This is a genomic window from Pseudoxanthomonas sp. OG2, assembly GCF_014192765.1.
Lineage (GTDB): Bacteria > Pseudomonadota > Gammaproteobacteria > Xanthomonadales > Xanthomonadaceae > Pseudoxanthomonas_A > Pseudoxanthomonas_A beigongshangi.
In genome coordinates this window covers 2,285,696-2,306,654 of the sequence record NZ_JACHYM010000001.1, presented here as the reverse complement: position 1 = coordinate 2,306,654, position 20,959 = coordinate 2,285,696, and the positions used below count along the sequence as shown (strand labels likewise).

Here is a 20,959-nt window from a genome sequence, read left to right as displayed (position 1 = left end):
TATCTCATGGGTCAGCTTGAATCCGGCTCCACGACGGCAGCCCTCCTTAGTGCCGCTTCGCGGCTTCCTGTTCCTTCAACGCTTCCTCGAACGCCGCCCTGAAGTCCTTCACCATCGTGGGAAGTACGGCAGGGTCAACAAACGCATCCGCATTCCCCGCATCGCGCTTGGCCGCCCGCTCCAGCACATCCGCCATCTCGGGATGGCTGGTCAGCACGATGTCCGCGCGCATGGCGGCGAGCTTGGCGAAGGTGGCGCGGTAGTCGTCGGCGATGCCGGGATACGCCTGGTTACCGATCAGGGTGTTGCCGGCCACAGTGATGCTGCACAGGAACAGCACCTGGCGCGGGGTACCGCGGTCGTCCACGGTCATGCTCCAGCTGGTGCAGCCGCGGGTGTGGCCGGGGGTGAGGTGGGCGGTCAGGGTGACATCGCCCAGGCGGACCTGCTGGCCGTCGCTGATGACCTCGTCCACCGGGATGGGGTCGAAGGGCATGATGCCGTAGTTGTTGTCGCCTTCGTTCCGGCCGTTCTCCAGCGCCCAGCGGTCGCCTTCGCTGGCGAGAAAGCGCGCGCCGGTGTCGCGCTTGAGCTGCGCCATGGCGCCGACGTGGTCGGCGTGGGCGTGGTCGCTGAGCAGCAGTTTGACCTCGCGCAGGGGCACGCCCAGGCTTTCGATGTTGCGCTCGATCTGGCCGGCGTTCTCGGCCAGGGTGGCGTCGAGCAGGATGGCGCCTTCATCGGACTTGATGAGGTAGGCGGCCAAGCCCTGGGTGCCGACGTAGAAGACATTGCCGGCGATATGGAAGGGTTTGACCGGTTCCGACCATTCCGGCGGATCGTGCGCCAGGACCGGCAGCGCCATGGCGCCGGCCATGACCATCGCGAAAATCTGAACTACCGAACGAAACCCATGACCTGCGTTCATGCCCACTGCCAGTCCTCTGTCGGGAAGGACTGGGACATTGCCCCGGCGGGCGTCGGCGCACAAATGACCAAAACTTGTGCGACGCATGAGTTGTTCTAATGGAAGTGTCGGTACAGGCTGATATCACCCGTGAGCGATTTTCCTGCACTTCGGATTTCAGTCGCGTCCCTCTGCCGCGTCGCCGGAGGCGTTGCTCCCGGCCGACTTTCCGGGCGGGAGCGCCTGTTGTTCCTTGGCGATTTCTTGCAGGTATTGCTTGAACCCGGAAAGCTCGCCGTCAACTTCAAGCGCATCGAGCCGCTCCAGGTAGCGCTTTGCGTCGTCGTTCCGGCCGATCCTTCGGTTGTAATCGCCGAGCAGGTACAGGTTTTTCAGGGTCTCACCGGGGTCAGCCGACGCCGCCAGGCTCTTCTCGAGCAGGGGGAGCGCCTTCCTCACATACGCAAGGCTAGTCTCGCTATCTTCCCGGGTTTCAAACGCCATCAAACGGAAGAAATGGCACCAGAAGTCATCGTCCATTCCACGGGCGGCATAAACCTTCTCCGCCCACTTCAGGAGATCCTGCCGGGACTGCGGCGGCGCATTCCGATCGAAGTTGGTCTTGAGCCAGTCCTTCAAGACTGCTCGCTTGGCCGTATCCAGCTCCGCGAAGTCGTTTCCGAATGCGATGTAGCCGGACGCCGGGTTGAACCAGAGCCAGTTGCTGTCGGTGAAAGGCCAGAAGACCTGATCGGACTTTTCCGGCCAGCTGTAGACGTAGCTGCCGGACGACATGGGTTGGTGAACCTTTACGCGCTCGTTCGTGACCGGATCGCGCACCTCGCTCTTGGCCCAGGTAATCGCCTGGGCGGACATGGGCACGATACAGAGCAGGGCTGCGATCAGCAGCGCTTTGGTGCGAATCCAGTGGTGCATGGCGTCCCCTTTTGGCCTGTTCCCTAGGGCCACGCAGAGCAACGTCCCCAATGCTCCGCGCGTCGTGGGCAGACCTTAGCACGGGGCGGCCTAGTGCTTGGGGCCGGGTATCCGGCAGCAGGTTGAATCGCTCGGGCAACTGCTCCCGCCAAGCCGGTATGACCGTCTCTAATCAGATTCGACGCGTTCGGCCCGTTCACTGACCGCCCCGTTCTCGAACACCGCCAGCGTGCGCACCCTGCCCGCCGCGTCGCTTTCAAATTCAAAGTGCAGATCGCGCTCTCGGGCGAAGAAGCGGTTTTTCGTCTCCGGGTAAAGCATGGCCACGAAGTCGCCGGCGGTGAGCTTGAGGTGATCGCCATCGACGGAAACGAGGATGTCGCCAATCCGTGCCGAGCGGTAGCGGCCCGCGTACGTGGCGAGCGTCGAGGGGTCGAGTGCGAAGGTGACGGATGGCGGCGTGTAGGGGACCGGCCCGTGGCCGTAGCTCAGTACACGATGCATGCGCCATTGGCCGTCGGCGAACTTCCAGACGGTGGTGAATTCGGCCTGCCCGTCCAGGTACTCGGGCTTTCCCGCTTCCTGCGCGTAAAACCGGTGCTTGCCGGAGAGGATGGCATAGCCGTCCTTGAGGGGATGGAACACCAGGCTTTCATCCACGACTTCGCGCCGCACCCGCATCTGTGGATTGCCACACACACCCTTTCGCAGCGACTCAATCAAGGCCTCGCGTGAAACCGTCAGGCCGGTCTTGTCGTGGTAGAACTCGACATCGGCCGTGAGCAGGCGGCCCATCTCCTTCATGTCGCAGGCGTTGTAGGCCTTCCAGAATTGCGTGTCGGCGGCGCGGACCTGTGTGTCTTCGTTCTCCGCCGCGGGCGATGCCGCGATGGCCACGAGGAGTGACGCGGCCATCAGAAACCTGGTCTGCTTCATGTCCCATGCCTCCGCTTCAGCAGGCACGATTGGGAAGGATTACCGCTCCCGGCTCAAGCGCCGTAAGTCACGGCTCCCGACAAATGCCTGGCGAAGGCGGCGAAGCCAGGCATGCGGGTGGAACGGCACTGCCGGTGGGGATAGCGGGCTCGGCTTGGGGCTTGTGGTGACGCTGCCGGTGCTGCTTCCTGCCAGTGGCAATAGACGTCCTGCCGATGGAGGGATTCAACGAATCTGGTAAGTCCCCTGAATCACGACGGGGAAACCCTTCTTGGCGAATGACTCCGGCGGCGGCGGGGCTTTTATCTTCGTGATGCGCTCCGCGTAGCACCGGGTGTAGTTGCTCTGTTCCTTTTCCGCGACGGCGACATTGACGATGTTGCCCGTGGCATCGATGTCGAACACCGTGGTGAACTTCTCCGTTGTTCCTTTCTGTCCCTGGCTGGAGCAATCGCCATGGGCCTTTTCGAACGCCTCGTCTGTTTCCGGCATGAACTCCTGCATCAGATACTCGCGACCAACCGGCGATGAGCGTTCCACCTTGGTGGCGCGGGCAACACGCGCGTCGAAATCGTCACCGGCGTAGGCCATTCCGGTGAACAGGAGCAGGGTCAGCATGCATGCGGGCTTGATCATCCGAACCTCGAAGTCGATGGATCCGGCGGAACGCCGGGAATGGGGTCACTCGGAACGTCCAACCGGCTCCGACGCCTTGGGTGCGAAACGGCCGGTCCCGGTGTAGTACTCCAGCATGTAGCTGGTTCCCTGTCCCTCCCGCCGCGCGGCAGTCGCCACCACGATAGCGAAGTCCTGGCGGAGGCGCCATTTGGCGCCGGGCGCCGTTGCGGGGCCCGGCCTGGAACGCTCTCAGGCCGACCTGACGCGGCCGAATCCCATGCGCCGGGCGATATAGCCATCCTTCCGCCGCCATTGGCGGAACACCGCCGCGGCCACGTGCAAGCTGACCAGCGCCGACAGGGTCCAGGCGCCGTAGACGTGCACGTACCAGGCGAGGGCGCGCCCGGTTTCGTCGTCGTCCGACGGAACGGAGAACGCGGGCAGCTGGAGTCCGCCGATCAGGGTGCGGTCCGCGCCCATCCATACCCAGATGACGTGGCCGCTGATTGGCAACGCGAGTACCAGCAGGTAGATCAGTGCGTGGACGCAGGATCGGATTCGGCGATGCCAGCGTGGGGCATCGCTGTCGTCGGCGGGCACCGGCAAGCGCAGGCGCAGGCCGAGACGCAGGATCATCAGGCACAGGATGAGGACGCCCAGTTTGAAGTGGAGCGGGAACAGCGCGTCGGAGACCGCGCGCGGCGTCCAGTGCTCGGCCGCGAATCCGAGCATCACCTGCGCCGGCAGCAACAGCGCGAGCAGCCAGTGCAGCAGCCGCAGCTCGAATGGATATCGCCCTGGCGTCCGAACTTTCACTGGGCGCAGGCCGGATAACCGGGAATGTTGCGGCCGAGCACGATGTCGCGGGTTGCCTGCCATCCGTCCGCGACACGCTCCGGCATCACGATGCCGGAACCGCCGCGCCCGTGGTCCATCTTGCGTGCGACGGCGGGGGTGAGGTGCGGGTCGTCGCGGAACAGCACGTCGTCGATGTAGTACAGGGCGCAGCCGGTCTCGATGACGTACAGGTGGATGTGCTGCGGCATCCGCGTGCCCGGATAGCTGCCGGGGCGGATGGTGAGGAAGGCGTACCGGCCGTCGGCATCGGTGGTGGCCCAGGCGCGCAGCCGCCCGTGGGCGCGGATGCCGGGATCCGTTTCCGATTTCTCGCCCGGATAAACGCCCTGCCGGTTGGTCTGGTGCGCGTACACGATCACGCCCGGGCGCGGCCGGCCGTGCGCATCGGTTGCGCGCCCGCTCAGGCGCAGGCGTTCGCCGGGTTCGGTTTGGGGCGCCAGTCGGGCTTCCGTCGGGGGAGCGGCCGGCAGGCCGATCAGGGGCACGTCGCAGTCTTCGCACGGCAGCCCGACCACCGGCGTGGTGCCGGCATCGGCCCGGCCACAGGCCGCCAGCAGGAGAAACAGGGCCGAGGCTCGCGCGGCGTCCACGGCAAGGCTCAAGATGGGGGGTAGCGGGTGGGGCATGGGTGCGCTCCGGGTGGGTTCGCCAATGAAGAGCGCGTTTCCCGTGGCGGTGTTAACCCCGTCCGTCGTGTTAACACTTTGGCCGCGGCCCTCCTCTACTTCCAGGTTCTCCGGATTCGCCAGGACATGAAGGTCGCGACACCGCCCCAGGACATCGCCCGGCAAGTACACGCGGCCCAGCGCGGGTCGCAGGCGGCATTTGCCTGGCTGTATCGCGGTTTCGCGCCGCTGGTGCACGCCATCCATCTGGGCATGACCTCGCGTGCGCGGGCGGAGGAGCTGACGCAGGAAACCTTCGCCATCGCCTTCGGCAAGCTGGATCAGCTGCGCGAGCCGGAACGCTTCGGCCCGTGGATCGCGATGATCGCGCGGCGCACCCGACCGGCGGCGGCCATCGAGGAACAGGAACTGACGGATGCGGACGAACCGGCCTGGCCAGGATCCAGCCCCGAATCGATGGCGCAGGCGAGCGAGGCCTTGCGCGCAATCCGGCAGTTGCCCGAAGCCTATCGCGAGACCCTGATCCTGCGGTTGGTCGAAGGCTTGAGCGGACCGGAGATTGCGCAGCTCACTGGACTGACGCCGCAGTCGGTGCGGGTGAATCTTCATCGCGGCATGGGCCGGCTGCGCGACGCGCTGGGCATCGCGTCCCGGCAAGAGGAGATGACCGATGACTGAGAAACCTGATCCGCTGTGGGACCCGGATCTGCCCTGTGATCCGGATCTCGAACGCCTGGCATCGGCGCTGGGTGCGTATCGCCATGTGCCCAAGACCGATGTCATCTGGCCGAAGCCGCGTCCCTCGCGAGTGGGCGGGTGCAGGCGCCGTGTCGTCTTCGCCGTTGCCGCGACGCTGGCCGCATGCGCGATCGGCATCGCGACATGGCTGCCCTGGCGCCTGCAATGGAGCGATCAGCGGCAGTGGGCGGTCGAAACGGACGTGCGTACCCTGCCGCAGACGTGGGCGGTGGGCCAGACTTTGGCGACTGCCGCCAATCAGTCGGCGACGATCCGGGTCGCGCGCATCGGCCGGATGGAGATTCTTCCAGGCACGCGGGTCACGCTCTCGGACACACGCACCGGACACCATCGCCTCGACCTGCTGGAAGGCCGCGTGCGCGCGCGCATCTGGGCGCCACCCGGCTATTTCGGCATCGCGGCGGGCGCCAGCGAAACCGTCGATCTGGGTTGCGAGTTCGACATGATCCGCGACGCACGTGGCGAAGGAACCATCCACGTCACCAGCGGCTGGATCATGCATCGGGTGAACGGGCAGGAGACGCTGGTGCCGGCGGGCTCGACGCTCGACTTCAACGAACAGCGCAGTGGCATTCCGCTTGCGACTTCGGCGACGGTCGGGTTCCGGCGCGCGGTCGAGCGCCTGGACCTGGCGATGTCGGAGGGAAACCGCGCATCCGACATCGAGGCGGTCGTCGCCCAGACGGCCACCGCATCCGACCGCTTTACCCTGCTCACCCTGCTCACCCGCTATCCGGCACTCGCGTCCGGCCCTATCTACCCGAGACTCGCCACGATGTTCGATGGACCGGTTCCGGATCCCAATCACCGCAAAGCCTGGCGGCACGGCAGCGTGCACGCCATGAATCTATGGTGGGAACAGATTCCGCGCCCGCCCAAGGCGTGGTGGCTCAACTGGCGGGATGCGTTGGGGTGAGGAGATGCTCAGGGCTCATGAACCGGTGCGTCCAGTAGAACGCCAGCCCGGAGAATCCGCCCACCACCGAAGCGACAAGAAGGAAAGCAACTGCAACGCCGACCTCGCCCGCCGAGATGGGCCCAAATAATGCTGATGCCAGAAAGATAAGCGGCAGCGGGCTGGCCGCAATGGCTCCCGCCACTAGCGCGGGGATGGCCCTGAACATGCGCTTGTGGACGAGGAACAATCCCACCGGAAGACCGACGATTACGACGTAGGGGAGGCAAACAACGAAAGCGAGAAAGACCATGACGCCGAAGTCGCCCTTGATGAGGGGCGCATGCGGCCCGGCGCCCCACGCCGTCGCGGCCAGCAGGCACGCTGCCATGGCCGAGCAGCTGAATGTGGCGACGGGCAGGGCGAGCGCTTCTCTCAGTGTCCTGATATCAGGATGCATCAGTAGGCACCCCCCTGTTCGATTCCCCCATCGGTGTCGGGGATCTTTCCGAAAGCGATTCGCTGCCCTTCCTCAGTGGGAAACGGCCAAACATCGATGGCATCACCGGGCTTGGTTGCTGTCGCCAAGTAATCACGGAAAGCCTCAAAATCGCTGAAAGCCAGCGGGGTCGGATGGCTCGCACCGAAAAGGTGCCAATGAAGGACGACCGCGAATCCTGAAGATTCCAGGTGCAAGCTGACCGTCTCCAGATTCTGGGTGGACAGGATCGAATGCGGGTGGATCATGTGCGACCACCATCCAATGGAGGTTCCTAGGTTCCCCATACTACTTATGCGGTCACGGGTTGGACAAACCACCGGTTCTGACGGCCTGTCGATTTCCGGCCAGGTCGTTCGTCTATCCAGAGAAGGCGGCGCGGCAGCGCCATTCCCATCATCAGGAGACCCGCCATGAGCCCCACCATCACCGCCTTCGAAAGCTCGCCGGATCGCGGCAAGGGCCTGTCACGCGACGTGCGCGTGCGCTGGGCATTGGAGGAAGCCGGGCAACCCTACGATGTGCGGCTATTGTCCTTCGCCGCGCTCAAGCAACCCGGGCACCTGGCGCTGCAGCCCTTCGGCCAGATTCCTACCTATGAGGAAGGCGACCTGACGCTGTTCGACTCGGGCGCCATCGTGCTCCACATCGCGGAGCGCCACGCCGGCTTGTTTCCCAAAGACCCCAATGGCCGTGCACGCGCGATCACCTGGATGTTCACCGCGGTCAGCACGATGGAGCCGCCCATCGTCGAGCACGGCATGATGAGGATCTTCGAGAGCGGCGAGCCCTGGTTCGAACCGCGCATTGCCATGATCGAGCAGCGGGTCCGGACCCGGCTGGCCCAGCTCTCCGCGCGCCTGGGCGACGCCGACTGGCTGGATGGTGCCTTCAGCGCCGGCGACCTGCTGATGATCTCGGTGCTGCAACGGCTGCGCAGTTCGAACCTGGTGGACGAGTATCCGAACCTCGCCGCCTATGTGGCGCGAGGGGAAGCGAGGCCAGCGTATAAGCGGGCGTTCGCGGCGCAGTTGGCGGTGTTCGAGGCTTCGCAGGCGGGATGAAGAACGGTATTGACCAATGGATGATTCAGAATATGAGATCGTCGTCTGGAGATGACCCTGGTCCCATGCCGGATGGACGGCGCAGGTTCCACTTTTCTGACCTGCTAGGTCCCCATGACGAAGAAGGTAAAGCCACTGCCGGTAACCCGGTCGGCATTCATTGGAACCTCCAAGATTTCCTCGAAGAAGACCCTTGCATCCTCCGACCTTGATTCTGGAGGAACATTGAAAATCTCTTCGTCACGCAGGAGGCCCAACGCAAGCATCTCGGCCTCGTCCGGATTGGAAGCCTCCACGAAACGTGTCGTATAGAAACCAATTGGTGACGATTCGCCCAGCATGGCGCCTGGAAAGTTCTCTCCGCAGATAGAGCATCTATAAAGCGGCATGGGACGCCTTGCCTTGCGGGTCTGATCCGGGGACAAAATCGTACAACGCGTCGGCGGAAAGCAGAATACGCAAGTGAGCTTACGGCCGGAAAGCGGTTCGCGCTTCCGGTATTGAACCAAATCAGCTCATCGCACACAGCGGAGCCTTCTCCCCCGAGCGTAAGGTCAGCACCCGCACGCCGGTCCGGGTCACCGCCACGGTGTGCTCGAACTGCGCCGACAACTTGCCGTCGCGGGTGTAGACCGGCCATTCATCCGGATGGGAGCGGATCGCCGCCCGGCCGGCGTTGAGCATGGGCTCGATGGTGAACACCATGCCCTCTTCCAGTTCCAGCCCGGTGCCCGGCGTGCCGTAGTGGAGCACCTGTGGGTCCTCGTGCATTTCGCGGCCGATGCCATGGCCGCAATATTCCTTCACGACGCTGTAGCCATGCGCGCGCGCGTAGTGGGCGATGGCGTGGCCGATGTCACCCAGGCGCGCGCCCGGACGCACCCCCGCGATGCCCCGCCACATGGCGCGGTAGGCGGTGGCCACCAGCCTGCGCGCCGGATAGGCGACCTTCCCCACCAGGTAGGTGGTGCTGGAGTCGGCGATGTAGCCGTTCTTTTCCAGGGTGATATCCAGGTTGACGATCTGTCCGCCGCGCAGCACGTCGTCCTTCGACGGCATGCCATGGCAGACGACGTCGTCGATGGAGGCGTTGAGCACATACGGAAATCCGTACTGTCCCTTGCTGGCGGGCCGCGCTTTAAGTTCGCCGACGATCATGCGCTCGACGAAATCATTGATGTCCAGCGTATTCCGCCCTTCCAGATCCATACGACCCAGCGCGTCGAACACCTTGGCCAGCAGCGATCCGGCTTCCGCCATCAACGCGATTTCGGCGGTGCTCTTGATCACGTGCGGCCCGGGCGCAGGGTTTGCGGTCGCACGCCGGCCGCGCGCAATTCGTTGGCGACGATGTCCTGGAAACTCAGTTCCGGATTCATTTCGCAGAGCATGCCGACCTTGATCCAGAAGTTGGCCTGCGCGTTGATGGAGCGGCTGGTCACGGTGCAGGCACGACGAATCTGGTCGTGGAGGTCGTCGTCGATGTTGACTATGCCCATGGGTCTTTCCAGTGGTTGGATTATACGAAGCATATATGTTTCGTATATTATGCTCAAGACCTGCCATTGCCGGTCCGCTGGTGGATATCCGTGTGATTGAAAGCCTTGGGGCGATGACGCGGTCGCGACTTACGTCGCTCCTACAGGGCGCGATTGCGTGGTTGAGTCCGCTTCGGTGTGCGGGAAGGTGCAAGGCGGATTAAACCGCGCGTGTGGTTCACGCATCCCATTGGGCAATCCCGGCGAGGAAAAGGCACATGAGTCCAGCGCGCAAGCTCCGCCTGTTTTGCATATTGCTCGGTTCCGCCCTGTGGCTGTCCGCCCTGTTCGCGGCCAGCGCCGCGGAGCCGCCGGAACCGTATGCGGCGATCCAGGCGGATGTCGAGAAGGAAGTCGCGGCCGGCCGGCTCACCGGTATTTCGATGGCGGTGGTCAAGGACGGCCGGATTATCTGGGAGCAGGGCTTCGGCTGGGCCGATCGCGAAGCGCGCCGGCCGGCGACGGCGCACACGGCGTTCTCGGTGGCCTCGACCACCAAGCCGTTCACCACCCAGGCGGTGATGATGCTGGCGACCGAAGGCAAGCTCGATCTGGATCGCCCGGCCAATGACTACCTGGGCGTGGAAAAGATCGTCGACGCGAACGGGCCTTCGCGCGAGGCCACCGTGCGCCGGCTGGCGACGCATTCGTCGGGCTTGCCGACGTTCTTCTCGATGTATCCCGAGGGCGGCGTCGCCAGGCAACCGACCATGCCGGAACTTATCCGCGACTATGGCCACCTGATCGCGCCGGTCGGTGAGCGCTACGAGTATTCCAACGTGGCGATGGGCATCCTGGGCGAGATCGTCGCGCGCCAATCGGGACAGGAATTCGGTGCCTTCCTGCGCGATCGCATCCTCCAGCCGCTGGGCATGAAGGACAGCTTCTTCGACACCGATCTGTCGCGCCGCGCGGAAATGGCCGTGCGCTACAACGACGACGGCAAGCCGCTGCCTTTCTACCTGACCGGCACGCCGGGTTCCGGCGAGCTGTACGCCAGCGCGCACGATCTGGCGCGGTTCGCGATGCTGCACCTGGGCGGCGAGGGGCTGGACGCCTCCGCGAAGATTCTGGGCCAGGCGCAACTGGACGAGCTGCATCGTCCGGCCACGCAGGTCGCGCCGCACTTCCACTACGGGATGGGTTGGGAGATCTACAACGAGCCCGGACGGATCGGCGTGCTGCATCACGGCGGCGGACAGGCGGGCGTCAAGGCGGAGTTCGTGCTGGTGCCGTCGGCCAACGCCGCGGTGATCGTGCTCAGCAACCGGCGCGGTGAGAAGAACTTCATCGACGACGTGCGCGACCGCCTGCTGAAAACAGTCGTGCCCGGCTGGATCCGCCTGCCCCGGCCGGCGAACGCGCCGCTGCTGCCCTTGCAGCCGGTGAAGGACTATCGCGGCACCTGGCGCGGGACGCTGCTGGCGCAGGGCCGGCGCGTGCCGATCACGATGGTCATTGCGGATGCCGGCAAGGCGACGCTGGCGGTCGGCGACGGCCCGGCCAATCCGATTGCCGATTTCGGCCTGATCGACGGGCTGGTGTCGGGCGAGGTCAAGGGCGATGTCGGCAGCCCGGATACCCGCCGCGAAGGGCTGAAGGATCTGGCATTGGCATTGAAGCTGCGCGGCAACCGGATCGACGGCGAAATCGTCGCCTGGCGCAAGACTTCCGAGAACATGAACATGTTCCCGTTCTGGACGGATCTGGAGCGCGTCGCGGACGAGTGATCGTGCGGGACATTCCCTATTTGCGCAGGATCTTCTCCATCGCCTTGCCCTTCGCCAATTCATCGACCAGCTTGTCCAGGTAGCGGATTTTCCGCATCAGCGGATCCTCGACCTCCTCCACCCGGATGCCACACACCACGCCGGTGATCAGCGAGACGTTGGGATTCAGTTGCGGCGCCTGCGCGAAGAAGGATTCGAGGCTGGCGTCGGATTCGATCTGCTTGCGCAGGCCGGCCTCGCTGTAGCCGGTGAGCCAGCGGATGACCTGGTCGAGCTCCTCACGCGAACGCCCTTTGGATTCCACTTTCTTGACGTACAGCGGATACACGCTGGAGAATTTCATCGCGAAGAGCTTTTCAAGGCGCATCGGGATTTCCTCGGATGATGGGGTGTGGGTGCATGCGGACCGCATGGCTAAGGATGCCATCCGGGCAAGCCGGTGACAGCCTCGGTCAAGTCGAAGCCAACCGCCACCCCAACCCCGACCACCGGCTCGCGTGCCTCGCCAGTGCTTCGCGGATTACCGCTTCGCCACCGGCCAGATGGAGTTCGCGGCGGGCGCGGGTGAGTCCGGTGTAGATCAGTTCGCGCGAGAGCACGCGGTTGGTGCGGGCGGGGAGCAGCAGCCAGACGGTGTCGAACTCCGAGCCCTGGGCCTTGTGCACGGTCATGGCGAAAGCGGATTCGTGCGCGGGCAGGGCGGCGGGATGGAAGGCGCGTGGCTGGGCCGGGTCGTCGCCGGGGAACCAGGCCGCGAGCGCACCCTGCGCGTCCCGCAGGCAGATGCCGATATCGCCGTTGAACAGGCGGTGGCGGTAGCTGTTCTCGGTGACGATGAGCAGTTGGCCGTGGAAGTGGCCCTGCCCGGCGGCGCGGGGCAGGCCGGCGCCCTGGCTTTCCAGCAGCAGGCGTTCGATGCGCGCATTGAGCGTGCGCGCGCCCTGCGGGCCTTCGCGCACGGCGGTGAGGATGCGCAGGCGGCTGGAGAGTGCCAGCGCCTGTGCGGGCGTGGTCGCGGTCGCCAACGCTTGCCAGTGGGCGAGCAAGGCGTCCTGCTGGGTTTGCAGCGGGTCGGCGAGGTTTTCGTGGAAGCGGACGTTGGACAGTTCGCCGGCGCGCAGCAGGGCGAGCGTGGTGTCGGCGTCGCCTGCGCGTACGGCGTCGGCGAGGGGAGCGAGTTGCAGCGACTCGCTCTGGCGCCAGCCACGCTGGAGATGGACGCGGATGCCGGAAAAGGTTTCCTGCGTGCCCGGGTGCGGGTCGCTGCCTTCGCCGGGACGATGGGCGATCCCGTCGATGGCGGCGGCGAGGATGGCGGACAGGACGTCGCCCGCCTCCACCGAGGGCAGCTGATCCGGATCGCCCAGCAGCGCCAGCCGTGAACCGTCGGGGATGGCGTCGACCAGCTTGGCCATCAGTGGCAGATCGACCATGGAGGCTTCGTCCACGACCACGACGTCGAACGGCAAGGGATGATCGGCGTCGTGGCGGAAGCGCGGCGAGTCGGGAATCGTGCCGAGCAGGCGATGCAGGGTGGTGCCGGTGGTGGGCAATGCGGAAAGCAGATCGCCGTCGATGCCGGCGGCGGCCAGTGCCTGGATGGCATGGCGCACGCTTTCGGCCATGCGCTCGGCGGCGCGTCCGGTCGGCGCGGCCAGGGCGATGCGCGGCGGCGGGTGGCCGACATCGCGCGCCTGTGCCGCGAGCAGCACCAGCAGGCGCGCGGTGGTGGTGGTCTTGCCGGTGCCGGGGCCGCCGGTGACGAGCAGGAGGCTGTGATGGAGGGCGAGGGTGGCGGCCAGTGCCTGGTGATCGATGGTCGTGTTGCCCCCATCCGCCCTTCGGGCCCCTTCCTCCGCAGGCGGGGGAAGGGGTTTGTTGGGTTCAGCACCGAATTGCTCCTCCGCGAATAGAGGAAGTGTCTGATTCTTCTCTACCTTGAGCCCTTCCCCCGCGTGCGGGGAAAGGGTTGGGATGGGGGCACCCGGAAACAGCCGAACAAACAACGCATCAAGCGCGGACACTTCTCCCGCATCAACTCGATGCGCCGCGATACGCCGCAGACCCTCCGCCAGTTGGCGTTCGTATTCGCGATAACGACGCAGGTAGAGCAGTCCCCGCTCCAGCACCAGCGGCGCATGCGGATCGGAAACGGCAACCGGATCATCCGGGGTAGCAACCCAGCGCGACGCCGCCAGTTGCGAAGCCCACGTGTCCGCTGCCGGCCAGGCGATATCGGCATCCGTCTCCAGCAGTGCCTGCGGCTGCGCGAGCAATAGCCCGGCATGGCCCTTGGACACGGCGAGCGAGGCGAGCGCGGTGGCGGCGAGGACGTCGTCGGGAGTATCGCGATCGAGACGGCGCAGGCTCTGGGCGAGTGCGTGATCGAGGGTGCGCAGGTGGCCGGCTTGCCAGAGGTTGGCGAGGAGGTTGTGGGTGTTCATGCGCGATCACCTGGGCGGTTGCCCCCACCCTGGCCCTCCCCCGCTTGCGGGGGAGGGAGTGGATCATGGTTGCGGGAAGAAATGCCGGCGAACAGGGCGTCCAGCGCATGGACGAGTTCGGGGGCGAAGCGTTGGGCGTGGACGCCGGGCGAGGGATCCCGGGTGAGATCCATGCCGCGACAGAACAGGTAGCGCACGCCGCCGAAGTCGCGTGCATAGTCATAGGCCTCGCCCAGCCGGAAACGCAGCCACCGGTGCAGGGCCAGCGTGTAGATCAGCGCCTGCAGGTCGTATTCGCTGTGCGCCATCGCCTGCTGCATCGAGGCGATGTCATAGCCGGGCAACTGGTTGGACTTGTAGTCCAGCACGTACCAGCGTCCGTCCTGGCAATAGGTCAGATCGATCAGGCCGGTCATCAGGCCTTCCAGCCGCTGGCGCAGGCCGAACGCGTGCCGCTGGCGCAGCACGCCATGCTCGTGCAGCAACGCGAGCAGCGCGGTGACCGGCGTGGAAGTCATGGCGAAATGGAATTCGATTTCCGCGCGGCGCATGTTCGGCGGCAGGTCGGCGAGGCGACCGCCTTCGGGCATCACCGTGCCCAGGGTATGGCCGATCAGCGGCACCAGCACGGCGAGGCCGTCGGCGACATCGGCTTCGGCATAGCCACCCGCACGCAGGGCGTCGGCGATGATCCGGTCCTGTCCGGCGGGCGCATCGTCGCCGGGTCGCCAGTCGCGCCAGGCAGCGAAGTCGGCGTCTTCCAGCGCGGCGTGCATGACCACGCCGAAGTGGCTGCCGGCGAAACGCGGATCGGCGGTGAAGACGGAAGCGGCGGTTTCGGCGCCGGATTCGTCGACGTCGGCCACGCGGGTTTCGTCCTCGCCGCCGGGGTCGGCCTGGGTGGCGGCGGCCAGCGGGTCGGCGCCGGATTCGGCGTGGGCGAGCTGGGTGAAGCTGTAGACCCACCAGTCGGCGGCGATACGTCGGCGGGCGACGCGCGCGGGCGCCACGCCGGCGTCGTGTTCGGCGGGCAGGCGTGGCGGCGGCGGTTCGGCCGGGCCTTCGACGATGTGGACATCGGCGTGCCCGCGCAGCGATTCGGCACCGGCCAGCAGCGGCGCGAGGCGACTCCTGGCGAAGTCGGTGATGTCGCCCGCCGCGATCCACAGCGCATGCTCGGCGCGGGTGAGGCCGACATAGAGCAGGCGTGCGTCCTCGGCCTGGCCATCGCCGGAAGCCGCGTCGCCGGCGGCCTTCCACGCCGGATCCTCCTTGTCGATGCGCCAGCGCAACACGCGGCGGCCGCCTTCGTGCAGCACGCGGTAGCGGCCACTGTCCGGACGGCGCGTGCCGATGCCGGTGAAGGGCAGATAGACCAGCGGGTACTCCAGGCCCTTGCTCTTGTGCAGGGTGACGATCTGCACGCGGAGCGCGTCCGATTCCAGTCGCAGCAGCTGGGTCTCGTCGTCGGGATCGGCGTTGGCGATGCGCGCCTGCAACCAGTCGAGCAGGCCGTGCAGGCCGAGCGTGTGCGCGGCGGCTTCCTGCAACTGTTCGCCCAACTGCAGGTAGTTGGTCATGCGGCGCTCGCCGTCGATCAGGCCAAGCAGGCGTTCGGCCTGTTCGGCGCACAGGTCGGACACCAGCGCGAACGGGCCGCTGCGCTGCCAGCGCTCGCGCCAGTGCAGCAGGCGGGCCTGGTGGTGCCGCTGCGCGTCGCCTTCGGTTTCCAGCGCGGCAATCGCGTGGGCGTCCTCGCCCAGCAGCACGGTGGACAACGCGGCGCGCAGGCGGCCGCTGTCGGCCGGTTGCAGCAGCGCCAGCAGCAGGGTGCGCAGTTCACCAGCTTCGGTGGTCTCGAACAGGCTCTGCTTGCCGGCGGCGACGGCGGGCACGCCGGCGCGGGCGAGCGCCTGCTGCATGCGGGTGCCGTCGCGGTGGTTGCGCACCAGCACGGCGATGTCGCCGGGACGCACCGGACGGCCGTCGAGCAGCGCGCGGCCTTCGCGCGCGTCGTTCAATACGCGATGGATCTCGGCCACGCAGGCGGCGGTGGCGGCGTCGCGCGAGCCGTCGGCGTCGAGCGGCTGGCCATCCGCCTGGCGCAGCAGGCGCAGGGTCAACGCGGGCGCCGGTTCGCCATCGCGCAGATAGTCGGCGTCACCGCGCTTGCCGCCGGCATGCACGGGTTCGAACTGGATGCCGGGATGGAGAAAGGCATCCTGCCCCGCCTCCCGCGCGCCGTCGTACAGCGCCTGGACGGCGCGCAGCACGCCGGGGCGCGAGCGGAAGTTGTGATCCAGCCGCGGCGCCTCGTCGGCTTCGCCACGCGCGAGCAGGTAGGTGGCCACGTCGCCGCCACGGAAGCCGTAGATGGCCTGCTTGGGATCGCCAATCAGGAACAGCGCCGGTACGTCGCCGATCGCGCGCACCTCGTCCGAGTCGCCGAACACCCGTGCGAAGATCCGCCATTGGCGCTCGTCGGTGTCCTGGAATTCATCCACCAGCGCGACCCGGTACTGCGCGCGCAACCGCGCCACCAGCGCCTGCCGGTGCGGACCTTCCAGCGCTTCGGCGACGCCTTCGATCAGATCATCGTAGGTGCGCACGCGGCGCAACCGCTTGAGCGCGTCCAGGCGCTGCCGCGCCTCGGCGCGCAGCTGGTGCAGCAGGGCCGTGCGTTGCAGCAGCTGCACCCGCTGCCAGGCCGTATCGGCCTCGCACCAATCGCGCAAGGCGTCGAACAGCGGCGAAGCCGGCGCGCCGGCACCCTGTCCTTCCTTGCAGAAGCCGGCCAACGCGTCCGGCAACAGCTTCTGCACGTGGGTCTTGTCGGTGCGTGGCCAGTCGCCCAGTCGCGTGCCCGCCTGGAGTTCCTCGAACGCCTTGTCGAAGCTCGGCCGCCGCGCGCGCCGGCCATCGAACACCTTGTTGTCGAACGCCGCGGCGATCGCCGCGCGCGCATCGGCCTGATGGTTGGCGATGGCCTCGATCAGATTCGCGGCACGGGCCGCGCGCACGGCCTGTGTTTCAGCCTGCGCCCGCGGATCGGCATCGGGCGGCACCTGCGGATACAGCGGCAACGGTCCGCACAGCGCCGGCAAGTCCCCCGCCAGCGCGTCCGGTCCGTTCCACAGGCCCATCAGCGCGTCGGCATCCGCCGGATCGGCCGCGTGCATGCGCCACAGATCCGCAGCCACCTCGGCATACAGGTCGCGCGCGTTGCCAAGCAGTTCGAACGCGTCGAAGCCCTGCCCGGTTTCCAGCGCGTGCTCGCGCAGCACGCGTGCGCAGAAACCGTGGATGGTGAAGATCGCGGCCAGATCGGTTTCCTCCGCCGCGATGCGCAGACGGCGGGACAACTGGTCGGGAGTTTCCTCGCCGCGTTCGAGCTGGCGCTGGAGAATGCCGCGGGTCAACGCGGCCTCGTGGCTGTCGTCGTTGCCGGCGAGCGTGCCGACGAGGCCGGCGGCCAGCGACAGGCGTTCGCGGATGCGCTTGCGCAGTTCCTGAGTGGCGGCCTCGGTGTAGGTCACCGCCAGCACCTGGCCCATGCGCAGGCGCTGTTCGACGATCAGGCGGGTGAACAGGGTGGCGAGCGTGTAGGTCTTGCCGGTGCCGGCGCTGGCTTCGATCAGCTGCACGCCATCGAGCGCGCGGGTCAGGTAGGCATCGGCCGCGGGCATGGTTGCGCTCATGCGGCGTCTCCTTCGCCGACGTCGCGATCGCGCGCATGGCCGCGCCGCACGAGGTCGTAGATCACCAGGCTGGTGTCTTCCAGCTGGCGATAGTCGGCTTCGTTGGCGAACGGGTCCCGACCGCGCAGTGCGAGCCGGATCGCCTCGCCCTCCCCTTCGGCCCAGCCGCCGTTGCCGTCGCCGTGCCAGCGCTTCCAGGCGACGCCGCGACGCTTCTCCGGATCGGCGTTCCAGATGTCCCAGCCGGTATAGGGCGCGAACCACAGCGGTTCGCGCAGGCCCCGGGCGTGCAGGGAAAGCAGTTGCCGCAGCGCATCGCGCGCCTGTGCCTCGTCCGGCGCGTCGATCACGTACGGGCCCGGACCATCGCCGCCGTCATGGAACTGCACCAGCGGCAGTCGCGCGCCGGCCGCGTTGGCGAGCAGCCAATCCAGGCCCCAGCGCAGCGCGGCGTTGCCGTTGATCGGGTCCGCGCGCATCCGCACCAGGCCGCGCGGATGCACGTCGGCGACGCGACCGTGCAGCTGCACATCGTCGATGCGGACTTCATAGCGCTCGGAGGCGACGACGTCATTCGCCAGCCAGTTGCGGCGCGCCTGCACGAACGGGCGGATTTCCGCGAGCAGGGTTTCGAACTGGCGTTCGCCGAGCGCGCCGGACGGCAGCAGCGCACGGGCGCGCAGGCGGGCGCGCAGGCCGGACTCCTCGCCGGCGTCGAGCGCCTCGATCACCGCCTGTTGCAGGGCGGCGCGCTCCAGCCCGCGGCCGGGCAGCACCAGCGGTTCGACATCCTCGGCCTGTTCGATCGGCTCCGGCAGCCGCAAACCCAGCCGCTGGGCGAGGAACTGGCCGTGCGGATCGGCGAAGAAACGACGCAGCGTGTCCAGCGACAATTCGGTGGCGGGCGTGTCCAGTGCCGGCAGCGGGCCGGCCAGCCACGGCGACAACGCGGCGCGCGCGCCACCCAGGCGATCCGCGGCCGGACGCCATTGCGCGCGATAACTGAAGCGGCGTGGTTCGTCGCCACCGAACGCCGCCGGCGCGAACGGCTGCAAGGGATGCTGCACCACCAGCGCTTTCCGCGCGGCCGGGTCGGCGTGGTACGCCGCCGCCGCGTCCAGCAGTTCGCTGACCAGCACCGAAGGCTCGCGGGCGCTGCCGTCGCGCGGATCCGCGCCCTGGTAGCTGAGGTAGAACACATCCTGCGCGGCCGCGAACAGTTGCAGGAACAGATAGCGATCGTCCTCGCGGGTGGAGCGGTCGCCATGCCGGCGGCGCTCGGTGCCCAGTTCGGCGGTCAGACGGTTGAGGCCGGCGGCCGGATCCCGGTGCGGGAACTCGCCGTCGTTCATGCCGAGCAGGCAGGTCACCCGGAAGGGCAACAGCCGCATCGGCACCATCCGGCCCACGCTGATGCCGCCGGTGAGCAGCGGCGCGCGGGTGTCGGCTTCCGAAAGCAGTTCGGTGAAGTGCGCGCGCACCACTTCCGCCGGCACCTCGGCGTCGTGGCCGGCGGCCTCGGCGTCACGGGCGAAGCGATCGATCAGCGTGCGCAGGCGATCCAGCGCGCGTTGCGCGCGCGGCGCGGCCGGGCGCTCCGGCAGCAGCGCGTCGAGCAGGCGCAACAGGCGTTCGCGCCACTGCGCGGGCGCCAGCGCCTGGCCCAGGTCGCGGCGCTGGCGGGCCAGTTCGCGCAGCAGGCGGATCAGGGTGTCGAGCGCATCGAGCGCGCCGCCTTCCAGCTCCGTCCACGGCGCGACCCCGGCGATCTCGTCCGCGGCGCCGCTGGCGTGGCCCAGCAACAGCCGTTCCAGCGCGAACTGCCAGGTGTAGGCGTCGTCGGCGGGCGCATCGGACGCGGCGCGGTGCGCGGCGTCCAGGCCCCAGCGCGCGCCGGCCGCGCGCAGCCAGCCATGCAGGCGCTCGATGGCGTCGGTGTCCAGCCCGGCGGCCTCGGCCACCGGCGCGCTGGCCAGCAGATCGAGGATCTCGTCCAGGCCGAAGCGCGAGATCGGCAGCGCCAGCAGCCGCAGGAAGACCTCGGCCAGCGGTTCGCTGGCCAGCGGACTGGTGTCGGCCAGCGCCCATGGCAGTGCATCGGCGTGGCCTTCGCCGCCAAACACCGCGTCCAGATACGGCACGTAGGGATCGATGTCCGGCGCCAGCACCGCGATCTCGCGCGGCTGCAGCGGCGGATCGAATCGTTTGTCGTCCAGCAGCGCGCGCAGTTGGTCATGCAGTACCTGCACTTCCCGCAGGCGGGTGTGGCAGGCGTGGATCTGCAGGCCGGGATCCTGGCGATCCACCTGCCCGCGCGGCGGACCGGATGGCGCGGGACGACGATGGAACAGATCCCGCTGCATGCGGTGCAGCAGGCTGTCGGACAGACCGCCCTCGGCCAGGGTGGGCGCGTGGTCCTGTTCGGGATCGGCATAGGCGGCGATTTCGCCGGCCGGATGCACCACTTCGTAACTGCCGAGCACGGCCATGAAATCGCGACCGGCCGCGCCCCAGGCCTGCAACAGCGGGTTCTCGCCGGCTTGCCCGGCAAAGGGATCGGCCACGCCCGCGCGCAGGCGTTCGCCCAGTGTCTGCAGATCGCCCCAATACGCCTGGGTGGGCGTGGGCAGATAGAAATGCAGGGTGCCGGCGCGCGCCTGGGTGGCGACCACGCGCAGCACGTCGGGCGAAATATTGAGGGTGGCGAAGGCGAACAGGCGCCCCGGCAAGCCGGCCGGCAGCGCCGAGTCGGGGCCGGCGAAGCGATCGAGATATTGCTGGATGCGGCGCGCGCGATGTTCGCGCCCGGCGGCGATGTGCCGCCACAGCAGCGCCTGCGGATCTTCCGGATCGGCGCCGGCTTCCCAGCGCAGCAGCCAGTCGCGGCGCCAGGCCTGGTACTTCTCGAACACGCCGGCCAGCTCGCCGGCCAGCGCCCATGGCTTCACCAGGTCGCCGCCGGCCAGATAGGCGCGCAGCGCCGCCAGCGCGGGCCGCGCCAGCAGCGCCGGATCGGTCAGCGCCGCGTACAGGCGCCAGCGCAGGCCGGCCGCGTCCAGATCCTCGCCTTCGCCGGGCACGTTGGCGGCCAGCGCGCGGGCGACGAATTCGCCAGGGGTCAGGAATTCCAGGTTCGCCGCCACCCCGTGTTCGGCCGCCAGCGTGGCCTGCAGCCAGCGCCGCATCGCCACCTGCGGAATCAGCACCAGCTCCGGCGCCAGCAACGGCTGTCCGGGCACGGGCCGGCGCAGCTCGGCCGCCAACAGGCCCGCCAGCACGTCCAGGGAATTGGAGTGGTAGAGGCGGAAGTCGGGCATCGCGGCGTCGGGCATCCGGCTATCTTGCCGCAGCGGACCCGTGGCGCCGAGCCGGATCCGATCCGGCGGCCCGCGGGGCCCGCGCGATGGGATTGTCTTTCCCGCGGGAACCGGCTCCGTCGGTCCAGGTTTCC

The 20,959-nt window shown here is 67.5% G+C and carries 19 protein-coding genes; 4 read left to right on the top strand and 15 right to left on the bottom strand.

Going from position 1 to position 20,959, the window contains the following annotated elements; genetic code table 11:
• Nucleotides 1-46: 46 nt before the first annotated feature.
• The 6 genes from bla to FHW78_RS10570 form a co-directional block, all read right to left on the bottom strand.
• Nucleotides 47-928, bottom strand: a complete 882-nt coding sequence (gene bla / locus FHW78_RS10595) for a subclass B3 metallo-beta-lactamase (RefSeq protein WP_218533396.1) — start codon at nucleotides 926-928, stop codon at nucleotides 47-49.
• Nucleotides 929-1,084: 156 nt separating this feature from the next.
• Nucleotides 1,085-1,843, bottom strand: a complete 759-nt coding sequence (locus tag FHW78_RS10590; RefSeq protein WP_183639968.1) for a DUF2225 domain-containing protein — start codon at nucleotides 1,841-1,843, stop codon at nucleotides 1,085-1,087.
• A 168-nt stretch (nucleotides 1,844-2,011) separates the two neighbouring features.
• Nucleotides 2,012-2,779: a DUF4440 domain-containing protein gene (locus FHW78_RS10585; RefSeq protein WP_183639966.1), complete on the bottom strand. Its 768-nt coding sequence runs from the start codon at nucleotides 2,777-2,779 to the stop codon at nucleotides 2,012-2,014.
• 225 nt (nucleotides 2,780-3,004) lie between these two features.
• Complete coding sequence (locus FHW78_RS10580) at nucleotides 3,005-3,397, bottom strand: hypothetical protein (RefSeq protein ID WP_183639963.1); 393 nt, start codon at nucleotides 3,395-3,397, stop codon at nucleotides 3,005-3,007.
• 249 nt (nucleotides 3,398-3,646) lie between these two features.
• Complete coding sequence (locus FHW78_RS10575; protein WP_183639961.1) at nucleotides 3,647-4,213, bottom strand: cytochrome b/b6 domain-containing protein; 567 nt, start codon at nucleotides 4,211-4,213, stop codon at nucleotides 3,647-3,649.
• Complete coding sequence (locus FHW78_RS10570) at nucleotides 4,210-4,845, bottom strand: hypothetical protein (protein WP_183639959.1); 636 nt, start codon at nucleotides 4,843-4,845, stop codon at nucleotides 4,210-4,212. The genes FHW78_RS10575 and FHW78_RS10570 overlap by 4 nt, the downstream gene beginning before the upstream one ends.
• Before the next feature lie 162 nt (nucleotides 4,846-5,007).
• Between FHW78_RS10570 and FHW78_RS10565 the strand changes: the two genes are divergently transcribed.
• Both FHW78_RS10565 and FHW78_RS10560 read left to right on the top strand, forming a co-directional pair.
• A complete protein-coding gene (locus FHW78_RS10565; protein WP_183639957.1) occupies nucleotides 5,008-5,559 on the top strand; it encodes a sigma-70 family RNA polymerase sigma factor in 552 nt (183 codons plus the stop codon).
• Nucleotides 5,552-6,556, top strand: coding sequence for a hypothetical protein (locus tag FHW78_RS10560; RefSeq protein ID WP_183639955.1), 1,005 nt, complete (start codon nucleotides 5,552-5,554; stop codon nucleotides 6,554-6,556). Before FHW78_RS10565 ends, FHW78_RS10560 begins: the two co-directional genes overlap by 8 nt.
• Here FHW78_RS10560 and FHW78_RS10555 read toward each other — a convergent pair.
• On the bottom strand, nucleotides 6,531-6,995 hold the full coding sequence (locus FHW78_RS10555) for a hypothetical protein (protein ID WP_183639953.1): 465 nt from the start codon (nucleotides 6,993-6,995) through the stop codon (nucleotides 6,531-6,533). The genes FHW78_RS10560 and FHW78_RS10555 overlap by 26 nt on opposite strands.
• On the bottom strand, nucleotides 6,995-7,282 hold the full coding sequence (locus FHW78_RS10550; protein WP_183639951.1) for a hypothetical protein: 288 nt from the start codon (nucleotides 7,280-7,282) through the stop codon (nucleotides 6,995-6,997). The genes FHW78_RS10555 and FHW78_RS10550 overlap by 1 nt, the downstream gene beginning before the upstream one ends.
• A gap of 165 nt (nucleotides 7,283-7,447) precedes the next feature.
• Between FHW78_RS10550 and FHW78_RS10545 the strand changes: the two genes are divergently transcribed.
• Nucleotides 7,448-8,098, top strand: a complete 651-nt coding sequence (locus tag FHW78_RS10545) for a glutathione S-transferase family protein (protein ID WP_183639949.1) — start codon at nucleotides 7,448-7,450, stop codon at nucleotides 8,096-8,098.
• 104 nt (nucleotides 8,099-8,202) lie between these two features.
• On the opposite strand, the gene FHW78_RS10540 is transcribed toward FHW78_RS10545, so the two are convergent.
• The 3 genes from FHW78_RS10540 to FHW78_RS10530 all read right to left on the bottom strand — a co-directional run bounded on the left by FHW78_RS10540 (nucleotide 8,203) and on the right by FHW78_RS10530 (nucleotide 9,597).
• Nucleotides 8,203-8,439, bottom strand: coding sequence for a hypothetical protein (locus FHW78_RS10540; RefSeq protein WP_183639947.1), 237 nt, complete (start codon nucleotides 8,437-8,439; stop codon nucleotides 8,203-8,205).
• Between the two features lie 169 nt (nucleotides 8,440-8,608).
• On the bottom strand, nucleotides 8,609-9,388 hold the full coding sequence (gene map, locus FHW78_RS10535; protein WP_183639945.1) for a type I methionyl aminopeptidase: 780 nt from the start codon (nucleotides 9,386-9,388) through the stop codon (nucleotides 8,609-8,611).
• Nucleotides 9,385-9,597 (bottom strand): ParD-like family protein, encoded by a 213-nt coding sequence (locus FHW78_RS10530; protein WP_141454886.1) that lies wholly within the window; start codon nucleotides 9,595-9,597, stop codon nucleotides 9,385-9,387. The genes map and FHW78_RS10530 overlap by 4 nt, the downstream gene beginning before the upstream one ends.
• Nucleotides 9,598-9,854: 257 nt before the next feature.
• On the opposite strand from FHW78_RS10530, the gene FHW78_RS10525 reads away from it, so the two are divergent.
• Nucleotides 9,855-11,366, top strand: coding sequence for a serine hydrolase domain-containing protein (locus FHW78_RS10525; protein ID WP_183639942.1), 1,512 nt, complete (start codon nucleotides 9,855-9,857; stop codon nucleotides 11,364-11,366).
• Nucleotides 11,367-11,382: 16 nt separating this feature from the next.
• Here FHW78_RS10525 and FHW78_RS10520 read toward each other — a convergent pair whose 3' ends face one another.
• From FHW78_RS10520 to recC, 4 genes are all read right to left on the bottom strand, one after another.
• Nucleotides 11,383-11,733: a DUF2200 domain-containing protein gene (locus FHW78_RS10520; RefSeq protein ID WP_183639940.1), complete on the bottom strand. Its 351-nt coding sequence runs from the start codon at nucleotides 11,731-11,733 to the stop codon at nucleotides 11,383-11,385.
• Between the two features lie 85 nt (nucleotides 11,734-11,818).
• Nucleotides 11,819-13,810 (bottom strand): exodeoxyribonuclease V subunit alpha, encoded by a 1,992-nt coding sequence (gene recD / locus FHW78_RS10515; RefSeq protein ID WP_183639938.1) that lies wholly within the window; start codon nucleotides 13,808-13,810, stop codon nucleotides 11,819-11,821.
• Nucleotides 13,807-17,508: an exodeoxyribonuclease V subunit beta gene (locus FHW78_RS10510; RefSeq protein WP_255443186.1), complete on the bottom strand. Its 3,702-nt coding sequence runs from the start codon at nucleotides 17,506-17,508 to the stop codon at nucleotides 13,807-13,809. The genes recD and FHW78_RS10510 overlap by 4 nt, the downstream gene beginning before the upstream one ends.
• Nucleotides 17,505-20,840 carry an exodeoxyribonuclease V subunit gamma gene (gene recC / locus FHW78_RS10505; protein WP_183639936.1) on the bottom strand — a complete coding sequence of 1,112 codons (3,336 nt, stop codon included), beginning with the start codon at nucleotides 20,838-20,840 and terminating at the stop codon, nucleotides 17,505-17,507. The genes FHW78_RS10510 and recC overlap by 4 nt, the downstream gene beginning before the upstream one ends.
• Nucleotides 20,841-20,959: the final 119 nt, after the last annotated feature.